Raw genomic sequence first — 2,649 nt, forward strand, 5'->3', positions numbered from 1 at the left:
ATTCCATCCTGATCTGGCGTAAAGGCCGCGGGATCGAGTACAATATTGAGGGAATCCGCTGCTTCCGGCCAGCGTTGGGAATTGGGCGCGCCCGGCGTGGCATAACCGGCAGTAGCTGCTGCGGAATGCCAGTTATCGCCGCTCGCAGCAGGACGGTCGTACTTCAAACGCTCCAGGGATATGCCCTTTAGCTCACTGGCCAGCGGAAAATGTTGTCCGTCGGTATAAGGCAGTTCATCTATAATGGTGCTATCCGTTGATAATAAGGCAACTTTTCCGGCGGCCATCGGCATAGAAGGCAAGCTGCTTACCTCCTGTATGTTTTCCGGGGCTTTACAGACGTAATGGCTGCATAGACCGGTAGCATCTGTAGTAATGGCCAGGAACTGCCCTGGCATCAACAGGCGGCCCGTAGCAGCTATTCTTTTAAACGTTTCAAATTTCCCATCTGTCTTTACGGCACAAAAATATAATTGGCTTAACTCTATGGCTTTATGACTGCGGTTATAGATTTCAATAAATTCCGGTACACCCGGCGGCGGATAAAAGAGGATTTCATTGATCACCACATCCTGTGGCAATGGCAACTGAGGTGCGCCCAGTGTGAAGCTCGTGTTGGTACCACTTACTTCTCCATTACAACCGGCCAGGCCGGCGGTGCTGAGGACATAATTTTCCCCGGGATGAATGATCGTGGAGAGTTGCAACTGTACACTGGTAAATAAAGGCGGTAGTACTTTGCAGCTGTTAATTTTTATTCCACCACTGAGCTGATAATGTGCCGGATCCGCCGCCAGCGTACTGTCCAACGTTTTACTGAACTGCAATAACACCTGCAAACTATCTGTAATGGTAGCAAAAAGCAGGTCAGGCCGGGTATTATCCGTTGTGAGGGCGGCTACTGCATTGAATTTGCCGGGTGTACCACCTGCTACCGCCGTACTGGCGCGCCAGTTTATTTTACCGCTGCAGGGAAGTCCTGCATTGATCATTTCGAGGCTGATGCCACCTTTGGGCTTTGTATTGCCGTACCAGCCCTGGTTATAGTCAATGGCGTGTATCACTTTTTTAGCGGGATCATATAATACTATCAATGCACTATCGTCTGCCAGTGCCGGGAAACGCTCTACTCCTCTGATATTGGGGATATTATAACTGCTCACTGCAGCAGGCGTACATAATACCAACATACTGTCTGGCTCCAGCAAACAGGCCGGGAGCACAATTTCCCGTTTATTAACCGCCAGCCAGCAGTCTTTCAGTTGCACTGGTTCGTGACTTACATTCCGTAGCTCTATATATTCATATGGCGGAAGACCGGCTACAGGAGAAGGTTTGGGCATGATTTCGTGAATTACTACCTCATATCGGCCGGGGGATTGTGTAAAACCAGCCAGGGCCAGCAGCAGCAGGCAGGAACAAACAACGGGTAATTTCATATCTGTTGGGTTTTTATGGCGCACAAACTTAGCAGTCAAAATGTTACACACTGTTAATGCTATCCAAACGGTAAAAAAAAATCTTAGTATTATGAAAAGCGCCTGCTATATATTAATTTTGGGCTTCCAAAATTTAAAATGTAAAACAAAATGAAAGTTGCCGTAGTAGGAGCGACCGGACTGGTAGGCTCAAAAATGTTACAGGTGTTAACGGAAAGAAATTTTCCCGTTACTGAATTGATTCCCGTGGCTTCTGAGAAGTCCGTTGGTAAGGAAGTAACATTTAAGGGCAAGACCTGGAAGGTGGTGAATGCAGCAACGGCTATTTCCATGCAGCCTAATGTGGCTATCTTTTCTGCCGGCGGTGGCACTTCCCTGGAGTGGGCTCCAAAATTTGCAGCGGCGGGTATTACCGTTATCGACAACTCCAGCGCGTGGAGAATGGATCCTACCAAAAAACTGGTAGTACCTGAAGTAAATGGTGATGCGATTACCCGGGAAGATAAAATCATTGCCAATCCTAACTGTTCAACGATTCAAATGGTGCTGGTGTTGAAACCACTGCACGAAAAATATAAAATTAAAAGGGTAGTAGTATCTACTTATCAGTCAGTAACCGGTACCGGTGTTAAAGCGGTAACGCAGTTAATGAATGAAAGACAAGGCATTACCGGTGAAATGGCGTATCCTTACCAGATAGATCTGAATGTTATTCCGCAGATAGACGTGTTTCTCGACAACGGCTATACGAAAGAAGAGATGAAGATGGTAAATGAAACAAAGAAGATTATGGGAGATGACAGCATCCTGGTAACGGCTACGACTGTACGTATTCCGGTAATGGGTGGTCATAGTGAATCAGTGAACATTGAATTTGAAAATGAATACGAAGTGTCTGAACTCCGAACTATCCTTGAAAACACGCCAGGGGTAATAGTTGTAGACGATCCTTCCAGGGCACAATACCCAATGCCTAAAGATGCGCATGACAAAGATGAAGTGTTTGTGGGGCGTATCCGCCGGGATGAAACACAGCCTAAAACAGTGAATATGTGGATAGTGGCAGATAACCTTCGTAAGGGAGCTGCTACCAACGCCGTTCAGATTGCAGAATATCTCAGCGGTAAGAATTGGCTGTAATCATACTGTTGTGCTATGTAATTTAGGGCCTAATACACCCCTAAATGCTACTCTCGTATATGACTATACG

2 protein-coding genes are annotated in these 2,649 nt (G+C 46.6%); one reads left to right on the forward strand and one right to left on the reverse strand.

Annotated features, from left to right (window positions below; genetic code table 11):
- A partial coding sequence (locus tag VIP81_RS00900; protein ID WP_331956590.1) for a lamin tail domain-containing protein occupies positions 1-1,439 on the reverse strand: 1,439 nt, incomplete at its 3' end.
- Positions 1,440-1,589: 150 nt separating this feature from the next.
- Here VIP81_RS00900 and VIP81_RS00905 point away from each other — a divergent pair.
- Positions 1,590-2,579 (forward strand): aspartate-semialdehyde dehydrogenase, encoded by a 990-nt coding sequence (locus VIP81_RS00905; RefSeq protein ID WP_331956591.1) that lies wholly within the window; start codon positions 1,590-1,592, stop codon positions 2,577-2,579.
- The last annotated feature ends 70 nt before the right edge of the window (positions 2,580-2,649 follow it).

The organism is Chitinophaga sp. (assembly GCF_036566945.1).
GTDB lineage: Bacteria > Bacteroidota > Bacteroidia > Chitinophagales > Chitinophagaceae > Chitinophaga.

Coding starts and splice junctions, on each gene's coding strand:
- VIP81_RS00905 (WP_331956591.1), top strand. CDS start 1,590: ATGAAAGTTGCCGTAGTAGGAGCGACCGGACTGGTAGGCTCAAAAATG.